Annotated in this window: 12 protein-coding genes; 10 read left to right on the top strand and 2 right to left on the bottom strand. The window is 44.9% G+C overall.

Going from position 1 to position 14,682, the window contains the following annotated elements; translation table 11 throughout:
- Nucleotides 1-9: 9 nt before the first annotated feature.
- Both K7G75_RS11005 and K7G75_RS11000 read left to right on the top strand, forming a co-directional pair.
- Nucleotides 10-1,764, top strand: coding sequence for a hypothetical protein (locus tag K7G75_RS11005; protein WP_222984298.1), 1,755 nt, complete (start codon nucleotides 10-12; stop codon nucleotides 1,762-1,764).
- Nucleotides 1,765-1,811: 47 nt separating this feature from the next.
- Nucleotides 1,812-3,347, top strand: coding sequence for a YifB family Mg chelatase-like AAA ATPase (locus K7G75_RS11000; protein ID WP_222984297.1), 1,536 nt, complete (start codon nucleotides 1,812-1,814; stop codon nucleotides 3,345-3,347).
- 2 nt (nucleotides 3,348-3,349) lie between these two features.
- Here K7G75_RS11000 and K7G75_RS10995 read toward each other — a convergent pair whose 3' ends face one another.
- Together K7G75_RS10995 and K7G75_RS10990 are read right to left on the bottom strand one after the other, a co-directional pair.
- Complete coding sequence (locus tag K7G75_RS10995) at nucleotides 3,350-4,468, bottom strand: pyridoxal phosphate-dependent aminotransferase (protein WP_222984296.1); 1,119 nt, start codon at nucleotides 4,466-4,468, stop codon at nucleotides 3,350-3,352.
- 221 nt (nucleotides 4,469-4,689) lie between these two features.
- Nucleotides 4,690-5,133 (bottom strand): hypothetical protein, encoded by a 444-nt coding sequence (locus K7G75_RS10990; protein WP_222984295.1) that lies wholly within the window; start codon nucleotides 5,131-5,133, stop codon nucleotides 4,690-4,692.
- A 177-nt stretch (nucleotides 5,134-5,310) separates the two neighbouring features.
- On the opposite strand from K7G75_RS10990, the gene K7G75_RS10985 reads away from it, so the two are divergent.
- From K7G75_RS10985 to ilvC, 8 genes are all read left to right on the top strand, one after another.
- Complete coding sequence (locus K7G75_RS10985) at nucleotides 5,311-6,507, top strand: Nramp family divalent metal transporter (protein WP_222984294.1); 1,197 nt, start codon at nucleotides 5,311-5,313, stop codon at nucleotides 6,505-6,507.
- Nucleotides 6,508-6,512: 5 nt separating this feature from the next.
- Nucleotides 6,513-7,256 carry a 5-oxoprolinase subunit PxpA gene (gene pxpA / locus K7G75_RS10980; RefSeq protein ID WP_222984293.1) on the top strand — a complete coding sequence of 248 codons (744 nt, stop codon included), beginning with the start codon at nucleotides 6,513-6,515 and terminating at the stop codon, nucleotides 7,254-7,256.
- The gene (gene pxpB, locus K7G75_RS10975; protein WP_222984292.1) at nucleotides 7,253-7,996 is read left to right on the top strand and encodes a 5-oxoprolinase subunit PxpB; all 744 of its coding nucleotides are present in this window, start codon (nucleotides 7,253-7,255) and stop codon (nucleotides 7,994-7,996) included. The genes pxpA and pxpB overlap by 4 nt, the downstream gene beginning before the upstream one ends.
- Complete coding sequence (locus K7G75_RS10970; RefSeq protein WP_222984291.1) at nucleotides 7,980-8,822, top strand: 5-oxoprolinase subunit C family protein; 843 nt, start codon at nucleotides 7,980-7,982, stop codon at nucleotides 8,820-8,822. Before pxpB ends, K7G75_RS10970 begins: the two co-directional genes overlap by 17 nt.
- 329 nt (nucleotides 8,823-9,151) lie before the next feature.
- Nucleotides 9,152-10,828, top strand: coding sequence for a dihydroxy-acid dehydratase (gene ilvD / locus K7G75_RS10965; RefSeq protein ID WP_222984290.1), 1,677 nt, complete (start codon nucleotides 9,152-9,154; stop codon nucleotides 10,826-10,828).
- A 45-nt stretch (nucleotides 10,829-10,873) separates the two neighbouring features.
- Entirely contained in the window at nucleotides 10,874-12,607 is a 1,734-nt protein-coding gene (gene ilvB / locus K7G75_RS10960) for a biosynthetic-type acetolactate synthase large subunit (RefSeq protein ID WP_222984289.1), read from the top strand.
- Nucleotides 12,608-12,642: 35 nt separating this feature from the next.
- A complete protein-coding gene (gene ilvN, locus K7G75_RS10955) occupies nucleotides 12,643-13,167 on the top strand; it encodes an acetolactate synthase small subunit (protein WP_222984288.1) in 525 nt (174 codons plus the stop codon).
- A 32-nt stretch (nucleotides 13,168-13,199) separates the two neighbouring features.
- Complete coding sequence (gene ilvC / locus K7G75_RS10950) at nucleotides 13,200-14,675, top strand: ketol-acid reductoisomerase (protein WP_222984287.1); 1,476 nt, start codon at nucleotides 13,200-13,202, stop codon at nucleotides 14,673-14,675.
- Nucleotides 14,676-14,682 lie beyond the last annotated feature (7 nt).

The raw sequence follows: 14,682 nt of genomic DNA, 5'->3' as shown, positions 1-14,682 counted from the left end.
ACAATAATTATGAAGAAAGTGAAAATTACATTGTTCATTTGCCTATCGGTTTTTCTTGGGACATTTGCCCAAAATAACTCAACTGGCAAGCTAAATAACATGCCGCAAGAAGCGGTCTATTTACAATGCAATGAGGCGTTGGTTTTTTCTGGGGAAAACCTGCTGTATAAATTTTATTGTATGGACAGGGGCACAAAGTCACTGAGCCATATCAGTAAGATTGGTTATGTGACCCTTGTGGATAGACAGGGAGATGTTGTGTTTTCACATAAATTGCATCTAGAATCAGGTAAGGGATATGGGGATTTCTTTGTGCCCACCTCGTTGCCCACCGGCAGCTATAAGTTGTTGGGATATTCGGAATGGATGAAAAATATGCCCCATGAAAACTTTTTCCAGACCGACCTATACATTGTGAACCCTTATCAACCCTTACCAGCAGCCTATTTGGAAAAACCAATGGATTCATTGGATTCCCTTGCCTCTCCCGAACCACGGAAGACTATGGTTTATAAAGCCCCTGAACAAAAAGGGAGTGCTCACATAACCCTCAATTTGGATAAGGACGTTGTTGGAAAAAGGCAAAAGGCAGCGTTGACAATTCGTTCGAGTGATAAAGCTGCTTCAACCGGCAGTTATTCCATTTCCGTCCGGAAATTGGACTCATTGCCCATGCCCTCCCAAATATCCTCGGAGACCTTTGTGGAAAAGCAACTAAACAAAGTATGGTCGAACAATCTTAATAAAAGCACCCAATTGCCCGAATTACGGGGAGATGTTATCTCAGGAACAATTAAATTAAAAGAGACTGGACTTCCAGTGGAAAACCAAAGGATTTCCCTGTCCCTTCCGGGAAACAAGTATCTGTTAAATGTGACCACTTCCAATGCCGATGGCAAATTCCGTTTTATTGTCAACAGGGAATATGACAACCTTGAAGGAGCGTTACAGGTTTTATCCGACGACTGGGACAAGTATGACATCGTGCTGGATGGCGAAAACCAGCAGTTCGATTCACTTGATTTTTCAGAATTTAAACTGAGCAAGGAAATGGAACAGCGTATTCTTCAAAAAAGTATTCAAAACCAAATTGAGAATGCCTATCGTGAAGTGAAATTGGATTCCATTGTTCCCGCATCTCATGTGGAGCCCTATTACCGAAAATTTACAGAAACTTATGACCTGGATGATTACACCCGTTTTAATTCGATTCCGGAGACTATTATTGAGGTAGTGGACCAAGTAGGCGTGCGTCGACTGGACGACGGAACCCGGGTTTTTGAGGTACGGCCTGAAGAAGGGTATACGGACAGAAACCTGTTGCCCATGGTTTTTGTGGACGGCCTTTTTATAAAAAGACATGAAGATTTTATGGGTTATAGTGCCAAAAAAGTGAAATCCATCAGTTTTTCACGGGAAAAAGTGTTGTTGGGCTCCCAAATGTTCCAAGGAATGATCTCTTTTAAGACCATTGAAGGCGATTTTTATAGCGATTTCTACACCCCGCACATTATAAATGTGGATCTTTTCAAACCTGAACCAGAAAAAGTATATCACAATCAGGATTATGGCGATAAAGAAAACCAGCGAATTCCTGACTTTAGGCACCAATTGTTTTGGGAGCCAGACCTAGATTTGTCCAACGGTCCAAAGGAGATTGTTTTTTACACTTCCGATGTGCCTGGCATTTATCAGTTGGTTCTGGAGGGGTTTACGTCAACTGGAAACCCGGTATCCGTCAAAGAGCGGCTTGTTGTCGAGTAGGATTGAATATATTTCTCCTCTAGTAAACAACATTTCTCTCTTTATTTATGCTCATAAAGGTTTATGGGAGCGCCGTATTTGGCATTGAGGCCACCACCATCGTCATGGAAGTCAACGTGGACAGAGGCATTGGCTACGACTTGGTAGGATTGCCCGATAATGCCATAAAGGAAAGCAATTTTCGCATTGCTGCAGCCCTTCAAAATATTGGATTTAGGATTCCTGGTAAAAAGATAACCATTAACATGGCACCTGCCGACCTCAGAAAAGAGGGCTCGGCCTACGACCTTCCCCTTGCTCTGGGTATTCTGGCCGCTTCCGACCAGATTAAGTCAAAAAATATTTCAGACTATCTGATCATGGGAGAACTTTCCCTTGATGGAAGCGTACAGCCCATAAAAGGAGCATTGCCCATCGCCATCAAAGCCAAGGAAGAAGGGTTTGCGGGTATGATCTTGCCCGAAGCAAACGCCAGGGAAGCCGCGGTGGTGGAGGGACTTTGTGTTTATGGGGTAAAACATATAGAAGAGGTGATAGGCTTTTTTGACGCTGAAAGGGCATTGGAGCAGACAACCATTCAGGAAGAAGGGGAATTTGACCAATTGACGAACCATCCTGAGTTTGATTTCTCTGATGTAATGGGCCAGGAAAGTATAAAGCGTTGTATGGAGATTGCAGCAGCCGGTGGGCACAATATTATTTTAATAGGACCTCCGGGAGCAGGTAAAACTATGTTGGCCAAGCGCCTTCCCTCCATATTGCCACCTATGACGTTGCAAGAAGCCTTGGAAACCACCAAAATACACAGCGTGGTCGGCAAGGTAAAGAACATGGGTCTTATGCACCAGCGGCCTTTTAGAAGCCCACACCACACCATAAGCAGTGCAGCGTTGGTGGGAGGCGGCAGTTATCCTCAGCCTGGTGAGATTTCCCTTTCCCATAACGGAGTGCTGTTCTTGGACGAACTTCCTGAGTTTGAACGGAGGGTATTGGAAGTATTGCGTCAGCCCATGGAAGATAGGGAGGTAACAATTGCCAGGGCCAAATATGCCGTTACGTATCCCAGTAGTTTTATGCTTGTTGCCAGCATGAACCCAAGTCCCGGGGGATATTTTAACGACCCCGATGCGCCCGTCACATCATCCCCGGCAGAAATGCAACGTTATTTAAGTAAAATATCCGGACCCTTGTTGGATAGAATAGATATCCATATTGAGGTGACCCCCGTGCCGTTTGAAAAACTGGCGGACGAAAGAAAAGGTGAAAGCAGTGTGCAAATCAGGGAGCGGGTCATTTCCGCCAGGGCTATCCAATCCCGCCGTTTTTCCAACATGGATGGGGTTCATTATAACGCACAAATGGGCACAAAGCAGATACGTAAATATTGCGTGTTGGATGAAATGAGCAAAACTTTGCTAAAAAATGCCATGCAGCGCCTTAATCTTTCCGCCAGGGCCTATGATAGAATATTAAAAGTGGCCCGTACTATCGCTGATTTGGAAAATACCGATAAAATAGCGCAGGGACACATATCGGAGGCCATCCAATATAGAAGCTTGGACAGGGAAGGCTGGTTGGGATGATACTATCCCATAACCTTTCGCAGCGCACTGTCAAATCGCTGCATATCTTCCATGGTGCCCGTACTGATACGGGCCCATTCATAGAATGGAGGGAATGGCCTTCCTATCAAAACATCGTGTTTTTTCATTTCAGCAATCATTTCCGAAATTGGCCTACCAGTCTTGAAGAATACAAAATTCGTGTGGGATGGAACATATTCCAGCCCAAGATCATCCAAACAGCTATATATGGCCTTTTTGGCCTCCATGTTTTTCATCAGACTGAATTTGTAAAACTCATCATCCTCCAAAGCTGTTCGGGCCGCTTCAATGGCCAGGACATTGGTCATGGCCATTATGTTTTTGCGCAGTCGTGCCGCAATGTCCGGCCTCGCCACTAAATAGCCGATGCGCATTCCAGCCAATCCATATACCTTTGAGAAGGTTTTTGATACAATAACGTTCATGCCTTCCTTGACCAATTCCACCATGGAAGGGTAATCTGGCTCCATGATGAAGTCGTAATAGGCCTCATCACTGAAAACCATGGTCTCTTTGCCCATGGAGATGCAAAAAACCCTTAGCTTGTGCTTGTCCAGCAGAGTGCCTGTGGGGTTGTTGGGGTTACAGAGAAAAACAAGGCTCGTTTTGGTATTTAATCTATTGGCCATTGCTTCCAGGTCATGCCCCAAATTTTCATCTACCGGTACGCGATGTACATAGGCGCCAAATCCCTCGGCATATCGCAACATAGCTTGAAATGTGGGGTCAGCGGCAATCAACTCACCGCCTCCGTTGCCAAAAGTCAATCCAGCGGCGTTCAAACCTTCAGTTGACCCACCTGTTATTACGATGTGGTCCGTGGGAACGCCCTCTTTTTCAGCAATCTTTTCCAATAAAGGCCGGAAAACTACGGAAGGATATCTACAGGCTTTATCAAACGCATGTGTTATTGCTTCCCTGACCCGTTTTGAAGGACCATACGGATTCTCATTGGAATCCAGTTTGGCCACTAGATTTTTAGAGGAAACAATAAACTCTTTTTTGGTCTCGCCTGCCCAACCTCCGACCCCTCCCAAAAGGGTGAATCCTGCGGATAGGCCAATGCTCTTGAGCCATTCCCTTCTTTCAATAGTGTTCATGGTTGATTTTTTAGTGGTTCTTTATCGGGTTTGATGCAAGTTTGGTTTAATCATTTATGGACAACTCCACACTTTTTCAACAATGGCCCGCATCAATAGTACTTTCGACAACAGACCTAAATCCAAAAAATGCCAAGGTCAATTGCCATAGAAAAAGTGAAACCAATGACTGGATTTCAATTTCACTTAAAGATACACAAACGGTTGAAGTTTTGTAAGGCCTAGACCACTTTAATGTTTGCTTTTAAACCATTGATGATGCCCAGGATGTTGTCCACGGTATCTTTTAGATAGTATTTGATTGCAACGCTGGGGATGCGAATGGTTGTAAAGCCATTTTGAAAGGAGCGCATCGCCTGTTCAAGGTCGTTAATGGCCTGTTCATGGGTAATGGTACTATGGTCCCTGTCAATTTCTATATTGAGCTTTACCCGGGAAATGGCTATGTCAACGGATTTTTTCCCATCCCACCATTCCAACATGGGATTGGCGCCTGCCGATTTAAGGGCATAAAACAGTTGAATTGCCTCCAAAGGAGTATTGTTTTCAAGAATGACTTTTTTGATGAGGGAGGTGTGTTTTTTGCACAATGCCACTCCCAATGAATTTTGGGACGACTCATATTCTTGGTGTCCTATGCTCTTATCGCAGTCCTTACAGGTCATAAGCCTTGGTCAAGTTAGGTCAATGGTTCAATTTGGGATTATTATAACTTCTGGTTTTGGATATTCGTATAAAATGGGTAATCAAAACAACCTATTTTTAGACGAAATGCATTTTTTTAGACGAAATGCATGTATTATTACAAAGCCTTCTAAAAAACCAATAAAAGAACATTTGAAATGCTAAAAAGAATAGGACCGGGAATTTTGGTGGCGGCGGCATTTGTGGGCCCGGGAACTTTGACGGCGTGCACCGTTGCCGGAGCCCGTTTCGGGTACACCCTCTTGTGGGCCTTAACCCTGTCCATACTGGCAACCATGGTGTTGCAGGGAATGGCTGGGAGAGTAGGGTTGGTCACGCAAAGCGGTTTGGCCGAATCAGTAAAAAAAGAACTGAAGAATCCATGGCTTCGGGGCGTTGTGATCGTTATCATCTTAGGAGCCATACTTGTCGGCAACGCGGCCTACGAAGCGGGAAATATAGGCGGTGCAAGCTTGGGAATGGAACAGTTGGTCCAAAATCCAGAGCTTACGGCATGGCATCCAATGATCATAGGAATATTTGCATTTCTCCTGCTCTGGTTTGGCACCTATAAAGTTTTGGAAAAGGTTTTTGTGGCCCTGGTGGCCTTAATGGGATTATGCTTTGTACTGTGCACGTTGATGGTTAAACCCTCAGCTCTAGACATCATCAAGGGCGCTTTGGTACCAGAGATGCCAGCGGACAGCCTGTTTACCATAATGGCCTTGGTGGGCACAACGGTGGTGCCGTACAATCTTTTTTTGCACGCATCATTGGTTAAGGAAAAGTGGAAATCCAAATCGGAACTCGGATCCGTGACATGGGACACAATAATTTCTATTGCCCTTGGAGGATTGGTGTCCATGGCGATATTGATCACAGCCTCGGCGGCTTCGATACAAGATGTGACAAATGCAGCGGATATGGCCAAGGGACTGGAGCCTCTTTTTGGCAAGACCGCCTCTTACATTATGGGCGTCGGACTGTTGGCAGCCGGAATTACCTCTGCGGTGACCGCACCTCTTGCGGCTGCGTTCGTTGCCAATAGCTGTTTCGGATGGAAAGCTGGCATGCAGGATAAGCGATTCAGGTTGGTTTGGGCCATGGTGCTCTTTTTTGGGGTCTTCTTTTTGTCTTTTGATATAAAACCCATTGAGGTAATTCAATTTGCCCAAGTAGCCAATGGCGTTTTACTGCCTATAATGGCCATACTGTTGCTTTGGATGGTGAACCAAAAATCTGTGATGGGAGAATATCACAATACGAAATTCCAAAACACATTGGGCTTACTGATTGTGGGGTTCACCCTGTTTTTGGGTGGCAAGAGCATTTTAAGCGTAATTGGAATGTTTTAAAGAAAATGAAAGGTTGGAAAATAGATATTAGCTGTGATGTTGGTGAGGGTGTTGGCAATGAAGCGCTATTGTTTCCCCACATTAGCTCATGCAATATTGCCTGTGGAGGGCATGCCGGGGACCGAGGCACGATGACCGATGTGGTCCTATTGGCCAAAAAGCACAAAATAAAGATTGGAGCGCACCCTTCCTATCCCGACAAAGCAAACTTTGGAAGAGAAGTAATAAACATATCCGGAGCCATGCTCAAAGAAAGCATTGAACAGCAGTTGGCGGATTTTGATGAAGTGTTGACAGCAGAAGATTGCACTTTGCATCACATCAAGGCCCACGGTGCTCTTTACAACCAAACAGCCAAGGATGCTCGGCTCGCACGGGTCTACTTGGAGTCTTTGGAAGGATATCGGGATCAAACCCTTCTCTATGTTCCTTTCGGATCCATAATCGCACAGATGGCTGTGGATTTGGGCTTTTCAATTTGGCATGAGGCATTTGCGGACAGAAACTATATGGAAGACCTGAGCCTTGTCCCCAGAAAAGAACGGAATGCAGTAATTGAGGAACCTGAAAAGGTCTTGGAACACATACTTCCAATCATTAAAGAAGATACGGTGTTGACGCCAACAGGAAAAATAAAAAAAATAAAGGCAAATACGCTCTGCGTCCATGGGGACACGCCATCAGCATTGGAAATATTGATGTATCTTTCCAAGGAATTGCCCAAACATCAGGTACAGTTACAAAAGTGAAAAGTTACCCCGTCAACATTAAACCTTATGGTGAATATGCCATTCTTTTGGAGTGGCCAAACGAAGTTGCAGAAGACATTTTGTGCGACATCCTGGATTTTATGGAGCACTTTAGGACCATTAGCGGTACAGAATGGGAAATGGTCCCGGCCTACAATTCATTGATGATGGTCAGTCAAGGGGATGTTTTGGATTTTGATCGTTCAAAACAGTTGATAAATGATAGTTTGTTTACCAGAGCAACTTCAAGAATCAAAAGAGAAAACCATCTTTGGCACATTCCAGTCTGTTATGATGCAGAGTTTGGCATCGACCTCGAGGAAGTGGCAGAACACTTGAATATTTCCGTAAACACGCTTATTGAGCAACACACCGCTCACCAATATCTTGTCTATGGCATTGGATTTTTGCCAGGGTTCATGTATCTGGGCGGGCTTCCATCCTCACTGGAGATTCCACGACGAGCGGAACCTCGTTTGCATGTGGCAAAGGGTTCGGTGGGACTGGCTGGAAAACAAACGGGTATATATCCGCAAGAATCCCCCGGGGGTTGGAACATCATTGGCAATTGCCCCATATCACTTTTCAATCCAAAAAAAGAAGAACCATGTTTGGTAAACGTAGGGGACAAGGTACAGTTCCATAGTATTCCACGTGCGGAATATGATCTACACAAGATTGAAGCAGAGGTCGGCATCTATAAACCTAAAAGGATCCTTTTGCATGGTCAAGATACTTAAAGCTGGTTTTTACAGCACGCTCCAAGACTTGGGAAGGTTAGGTTTTCGGGATAAAGGAGTTCCCATTTCCGGGGTTATGGATGAAGTTTCCGCTACACGGGCAAACCTATTATTGGAGAACGAAGCCGGTGCTACCTTAATGGAAATGACAATGACGGGTCCAACCTTACAATTTGAGTCTCACACATATATATGTATTTCGGGAGCTGATATGCTACCATCCATAAATGGAAAAGCCATCACCAATTACAGGGTGATCAAGGTTGCAAAAAACGATGTCCTAACCTTTGGCAAGTTGCAAAACGGTTTTAGGAGCTATTTGGCGGTTAAAGGTGGGTTTGGAACCGAAAAAGTATTGGGCAGTCAATCACAGTATTTTCCTGTAACATTGGCCCAATGTTTAAAAGAGGGCGATGAAATTCCTTATAAGGAAACAAGCAATTTTGCTCCAGCCATAACCGAATTGAAAACAGAGGCACATTTTGAACCGGGTCTGTTGAAGGTCAACAAGGGACCGGAGTACGAACTCTTGGACGATGGACAATTGGCCTCAATCTTTTCAAAATCGTTTACAATTTCAAAACAAAACAACAGAATGGCCTACCAATTGGGAGAGACCATAAAGGGACATGATCATTCCATGCTCACCTCTGGAACATTGCCAGGCACGGTGCAGCTCACTCCATCGGGAAGGATTATTATCCTGATGAAGGATGGACAAACAACCGGGGGCTATCCACGAATATTTCAACTTTCCAAAGAATCCATTTGCATTTTGGCCCAAAAGAAGTCAAGGGACATTGTTTCCTTCGAACTTTTGAAATAGCCGTCTTTTCTGCATTTTACAGATTGATGAACAAAAAGAAAGTCAAAAGCGCAATCATTTCATTTTCAAACGTGGAATGATCCTGGGACCATGTTGATTGAAAAGGTTTGTATCAAAACAACCACGGACTTTTTCCCTGCCGATTTGGGGAGAAATGAATATTGGAATTTTTTTTATATAACAAATTGAATAACAGAAAGATACCTATATATTTTTTCAAATGAATCTAGAGCAGACAATTCCATATCCAAAATACGGGTGATTAAACAGCTATATTTGATTTTGCATGATGTGCCCTGTGGTATCCCGTGCGTGAATGACCTTTGAAAATGGAATTGAACAAATACAGTAAAAGCGTAACGCAAGACCCAACACAACCCGCGGCACAGGCCATGTTACATGCCCTTGGCCTAACGGATGAAGACCTTAAAAAACCATTTGTGGGCATAGCCAGCACAGGTTATGAGGGCAATCCCTGCAACATGCACTTAAATGATTTGGCCCTTGAGGTGAAAAAGGGTGTAGAGTCGACCAATTTGGTAGGACTTATTTTCAATACGATTGGGGTGAGTGATGGCATTTCCATGGGTACACCTGGAATGCGATATTCGCTTCCTTCGCGAGACATTATTGCAGATTCCATTGAAACTGTGGTACAGGCCATGAGCTATGATGGGCTGGTAACCGTTGTAGGATGTGATAAAAACATGCCGGGCGCCCTAATGGCACAGCTCCGTTTGAACAGACCTTCAGTGCTGGTCTATGGCGGCACTATTGCCCCGGGCTGCCATAACGATAAGAAATTGGATGTGGTTTCCGCTTTTGAAGCATGGGGGCAAAAAGTTGCTGGGTCCATTGACGACAAAGAATACAAGAGTGTTATCCACAAAGCTTGTCCCGGAGCCGGGGCATGTGGAGGCATGTATACGGCCAATACCATGGCTTCCGCCATTGAGGCAATGGGTATGGCACTGCCTTTCAATTCGTCAATACCTGCGGTGAACTCCAAAAAAAGTTCCGATTGCGAAGCAGCGGGTGCAGCCTTACTGCATTTGTTGGAGAATGACATCAAACCAAGGGACATAGTGACCAAGGAAGCATTGGAAAATGCGTTTAGGCTGGTCACGGTACTTGGGGGTTCCACCAATGCTGTTTTGCACTTTATGGCAATAGCACAGGCGGCCGAGGTTGATTTTACCCTAAGGGATATCACCAAAATAAGCGATACAACGCCATTTTTGGCCGACCTAAAGCCAAGCGGTAAATACGTCATGGAAGACCTGTATAAAGTTGGCGGGGTTCCAGCGGTTCTAAAATATATGCTAAAAAAGGGAATGCTCCATGGAGAGTGCATGACCGTTACAGGCAAAACATTGGCGGAAAATCTATTGGATGTACCGGATTTGACTGAAGGTCAGGATGTGGTAAGGCCAATTGACAAGCCCATAAAGGAAACGGGACATATCCGTATTCTTTATGGAAATCTAGCTTCTGAAGGAGCCGTGGCCAAGATAACGGGCAAGGAAGGGTTGAATTTTACGGGGACCGCTAAAGTTTTTGATGGAGAGGTCGCCGTCAATGAGGGTATAAAGAATGGCAGGGTACAAAAGGGTGATGTAGTGGTGATCCGCTATGAGGGACCCAAAGGAGGGCCTGGAATGCCAGAAATGTTGAAGCCCACATCAGCCATAATGGGAGCAGGACTTGGAAATGATGTGGCGTTGATCACCGATGGAAGATTTTCCGGAGGGTCGCATGGCTTTGTTGTGGGGCATGTTTCGCCGGAAGCCCAAGAAGGTGGAGCTATCGCTTTGGTGGAAGATGGTGATGAGATAACCATTGATGCAGTAAAAAATACAATCAATTTGAACGTTTCCGACGAAGAGTTGGCAAAACGAAAACAAAAATGGGTGCAACCTCCCTTGAAGGTTCAAAGGGGAAGTTTGTACAAATACGCCAAAACGGTCTCATCAGCTTCCAAGGGCTGTGTAACCGATATATTTTAGGAATTGAATCCCAAAGTTGGGTTTGAACCTTTCAAAAACAGGCTTATGGAAACATTGAAAGCACAGAAGAAAGAAGAGAAAAAGAAGACCAGTATGCGAATTACCGGTGCCGAGGCAATAATACACTGCCTATTGGAAGAGGGGGTTAATCTTATTTATGGCTATCCGGGAGGTGCAATTATGCCTGTTTATGATGAGCTTTATAAATTTCAGGATAAGCTCACGCATATTCTGACCCGTCATGAACAGGGAGCCACACATGCTGCCCAAGGATTTGCTAGGGTTACGGGAAAAGTGGGCGTTGCCATGGCTACTTCGGGACCGGGAGCTACGAATTTGGTTACCGGCTTGGCAGATGCCCAAATCGATTCTACCCCGATGGTTTGCATCACCGGGCAGGTGCCGCGACATTTGTTGGGTTCTGATGCCTTTCAGGAGACCGATATCGTTGGAATTTCCACACCGGTCACTAAATGGAACTATCAAATAACTAAGGCAAGTGAGATTCCTGAGATAATGGCCAAAGCATTTTACATTGCAAGATCAGGCAGGCCAGGACCTGTTTTGATCGATATTACCAAAAATGCACAATTTGACGAATTGGATTTCGCGTATGAAAAGTGTACTGGTGTCAGAAGTTACAAACCAGTGCCCCAGCCAGACATGAAGGCCATCGAAAAAGCCGCAGAACTTATCAACAAGGCAAAAAAGCCGTACATCGTTTTTGGGCAAGGTGTAATATTGGGAGAAGCAGAGGTACAGCTAAAGGCGTTGGTGGAAAAGGCCGGGATTCCCGCAGCATGGACAATTCTTGGGCTTTCCGCCTTGGATACCGAACATCCAATGAATGTTGGAATGGTGGGAATGCATGGTAATTATGGCCCCAACGTGCTAACAAACGAGTGCGATGTGCTCCTAGCAATAGGAATGCGTTTTGACGATAGGGTAACCGGCAGTTTGGACACTTACGCCAAACAGGCCAAGATTATCCATTTTGAAATTGATCCGGCCGAGGTGAACAAAAACGTGAATGCCGATGTTGCGGTCATGGGCAATGCCAAACAAACCTTGGAGCTCCTTTTGCCACTAGTAAATGAGAACGAACATAAGGAATGGCGGGCGGAGTTTGATAAAAAGTACAAGATAGAATTTGATACTGTAATCGAAAAGGACATTCACCCCACCAAAGAAGGTCTGACCATGGGTGAGGTCATAGAACAGATTAACTTGGCATCGGACCAGAAGGCCGTTATTGTAACGGATGTGGGCCAACACCAAATGATAACCTGCAGATATGCCAAGTTCCGGCAATCAAAAAGCAATATAACCTCTGGGGGATTGGGCACCATGGGCTTTGCCCTACCCGCTGCCATCGGTGCCAAAATGGGCGCCATGGACCGTGAGGTGGTTGCCGTTATTGGAGATGGGGGCTATCAAATGACCATACAGGAACTCGGGGTTATCTTTCAGCATAATGTACCCGTTAAGATTGTGGTCCTCAACAACGAACATTTGGGCATGGTAAGGCAATGGCAGGAGCTTTTCTTTGAAAGTCGTTATGCCTCCACAGTTATGACCAATCCCGATTTTGTCAAAATAGCAGAGGGGTACCATATTAAATCAAGGAGAGTAGAGAAAAGAGAAGATTTGACCGAAGCCGTACAAGAAATGATGTCCTCCAAAGACCCCTATTTCTTGGAAGTACGGGTTGAAAAAGAGGACAACGTTTTCCCAATGATTCCTTCCGGGGCTTCTGTGGCAGACATTCGGTTGAAGTAATTACCCCTTTGTAAATGACATTAAGCAAGAATATTATGGAAAAACAATGGTATACCATTTCGGTGTACTCCGAAAACAATGTGGGGTTGTTGAACAGAATATCGGGAATATTCTTAAAGCGTCACATTAATATAGAAAGTTTAAATGTTTCAAAATCAGAAATCGAGAATGTTTCTAAGTTCACAATCGTAATCAACACCACCGAAGATTGGACCAGGAAGATCGTGAACCAGATTGAAAAGCAGATAGAGGTGATAAAGGCTTTTTATCATACGGATGATGAAACCATTTACCAAGAATCGGCCCTGTTCAAGATAGCATCGCATTTACTGTTTGATGAACGTCAGATTCAAAACATAATCAAAGAAAGTAAATCCCAGATCGTTACCGTCAACCGAGAATTCTTTGTGCTTGCGAAAACGGGCCGTCGCCATGAAATTGACGAGATGCACGAGGCACTGGAACCTTACGGCATCATGCAATTTGTTCGCTCAGGAAGGATTGCAGTGACCAAGGCCGCTATGCCCATCTCGGAAATATTGGCAGAATTTCAAGACTAACAAGAAAACATAGTTAAACCAGATTTAAAAAAATGACAAATTACTTCAACACACTATCACTCCGCGAAAAATTATTGCAATTGGGACAATGCAGGTTTATGGATTCCAGTGAGTTTGCAGATGGTGTTGCCGCATTGAAAGGAAAGAAAATTGTAATTGTGGGCTGTGGTGCGCAGGGCCTTAACCAAGGATTGAACATGCGCGACTCGGGTTTGGATGTTTCCTATGCCCTTCGCGAAGCGGCCATCAAACAGCAAAGACAATCCTATAAAAATGCCAAGGAAAATAATTTTGTTGTAGGAACCTATGATGCGCTGATACCCACTGCAGACCTGGTCATTAATTTGACCCCGGATAAGCAGCATACCGATGTAGTGACTACCGTGATGCCCCTAATGAAGAAGGGAGCCACATTGTCCTACTCCCATGGATTCAATATTGTGGAAGAAGGCATGCAGATCCGTAAGGACCTGACCGTGATTATGGTCGCCCCCAAAAGTCCAGGTTCCGAAGTTCGGGAAGAATACAAAAGAGGATTTGGGGTCCCCACCCTGATTGCCGTGCATCCTGAGAATGACCCTGAAGGCAAGGGACTTGCACGGGCCAAGGCTTATGCAGCTGCCACAGGAGGTCACAAGGCAGGCGTACTGGAGTCTTCCTTTGTTGCCGAGGTGAAATCGGATTTAATGGGTGAGCAGACCATTCTTTGTGGATTGCTTCAAACCGGCTCCATACTTTCGTTCAATAAAATGGTGGAGAAAGGAATTGATGAGAAATACGCTTCTAAATTGATTCAATACGGCTGGGAGACCATTACCGAAGGGTTGAAACAGGGGGGGATTACCAATATGATGGACCGTCTGTCCAATCCAGCCAAAATAAAGGCCTTTGAATTGGCCGAAGAACTTAAAGGCATCATGCGCCCACTTTTCCAAAAGCACATGGATGACATAATGAGTGGCCACTTTTCCAAGACAATGATGGAAGACTGGGCCAATGGGGACAAGAATCTTTTGGATTGGAGAGCTGCCACGGGCGAAACCGCATTTGAAAAAACACCTGCAGGCAGTATGGAGATTTCAGAACAGGAGTATTATGATAATGGGGTACTGATGGTCGCTTTTGTGAAATCAGGGGTGGAATTGGCCTATGAGACCATGACCGAGTCAGGCATCATTGGTGAATCTGCCTACTATGAATCCCTGCATGAAACACCCTTGATTGCAAACACCATTGCCAGGAAGAAATTGTTCGAGATGAACCGGGTAATTTCCGATACGGCGGAATATGGCTGTTATCTTTTTGATCATGCCTGTAAACCCCTTTTGTCAAACTTCATGAAGAATGTTGAGACCGATATTATTGGAAAGTCTTTCGGAGAGGCTAGTGATAATGGCGTGGACAACGTTAAACTTATAGCGGTCAATAAAGCCATTCGGGAACATGATGTGGAGGTGGTCGGTGCCCGCTTGCGTGCTTCCATGACCGCCATGAAACCCATTGCTTAAAAATCGA

It is taken from the genome of Flagellimonas meishanensis, assembly GCF_019880545.1.
Taxonomy (GTDB): domain Bacteria; phylum Bacteroidota; class Bacteroidia; order Flavobacteriales; family Flavobacteriaceae; genus Flagellimonas; species Flagellimonas meishanensis.
The sequence above is the reverse complement of the archived record's forward strand: the minus strand, read 5'-3'. Positions and strand labels throughout refer to the sequence as shown.

Excerpts from the sequence above, each read along its gene's own strand:
- K7G75_RS10985 (WP_222984294.1), top strand. The coding sequence starts at position 5,311 with ATGCTAAAAAGAATAGGACCGGGAATTTTGGTGGCGGCGGCATTTGTG.
- ilvD (WP_222984290.1), top strand. The coding sequence starts at position 9,152 with ATGGAATTGAACAAATACAGTAAAAGCGTAACGCAAGACCCAACACAA.
- K7G75_RS10990 (WP_222984295.1), bottom strand. The coding sequence starts at position 5,133 with ATGACCTGTAAGGACTGCGATAAGAGCATAGGACACCAAGAATATGAG.
- ilvB (WP_222984289.1), top strand. The coding sequence starts at position 10,874 with ATGGAAACATTGAAAGCACAGAAGAAAGAAGAGAAAAAGAAGACCAGT.
- K7G75_RS11005 (WP_222984298.1), top strand. The coding sequence starts at position 10 with ATGAAGAAAGTGAAAATTACATTGTTCATTTGCCTATCGGTTTTTCTT.
- K7G75_RS11000 (WP_222984297.1), top strand. The coding sequence starts at position 1,812 with ATGCTCATAAAGGTTTATGGGAGCGCCGTATTTGGCATTGAGGCCACC.
- K7G75_RS10995 (WP_222984296.1), bottom strand. The coding sequence starts at position 4,468 with ATGAACACTATTGAAAGAAGGGAATGGCTCAAGAGCATTGGCCTATCC.
- pxpA (WP_222984293.1), top strand. The coding sequence starts at position 6,513 with ATGAAAGGTTGGAAAATAGATATTAGCTGTGATGTTGGTGAGGGTGTT.
- ilvN (WP_222984288.1), top strand. The coding sequence starts at position 12,643 with ATGGAAAAACAATGGTATACCATTTCGGTGTACTCCGAAAACAATGTG.
- K7G75_RS10970 (WP_222984291.1), top strand. The coding sequence starts at position 7,980 with ATGGTCAAGATACTTAAAGCTGGTTTTTACAGCACGCTCCAAGACTTG.
- ilvC (WP_222984287.1), top strand. The coding sequence starts at position 13,200 with ATGACAAATTACTTCAACACACTATCACTCCGCGAAAAATTATTGCAA.